This is a genomic window from Zestomonas carbonaria, assembly GCF_904061905.1.
In the GTDB taxonomy this organism is placed as follows: Bacteria; Pseudomonadota; Gammaproteobacteria; order Pseudomonadales; family Pseudomonadaceae; genus Aquipseudomonas; species Aquipseudomonas carbonaria.
Genome location: NZ_CAJFCI010000128.1, coordinates 1 through 214, shown reverse-complemented (window position 1 = coordinate 214; position 214 = coordinate 1). Strand labels below are relative to the sequence as shown.

1 protein-coding gene is annotated in these 214 nt (G+C 63.6%); it reads left to right on the top strand.

Annotated elements, in window-relative coordinates:
• On the top strand, positions 1-214 hold a 214-nt coding region (locus tag PSEWESI4_RS24970; protein ID WP_408004336.1), incomplete at both ends, for a bacteriophage T4 gp5 trimerisation domain-containing protein.

The window sequence follows — 214 nt, the reverse complement described above, 5'->3', positions numbered from 1 at the left end:
CCGCCCGCCCTACGAACTGCCGCGCCACAAGACGCGGATGACCATCAAGAGCCAGACCCACAAGGGCGAGGGCTACAACGAACTGCGCTTCGAGGACGAACACGGCCAGGAAGAGATCTTCGTCCACGCCCAGAAGGACCAGAACATCCGGGTCAACCACGACGAAAGCACCTTCGTCGGCCACGACCGCAGCGAGCGGGTGGAGAACGACGAG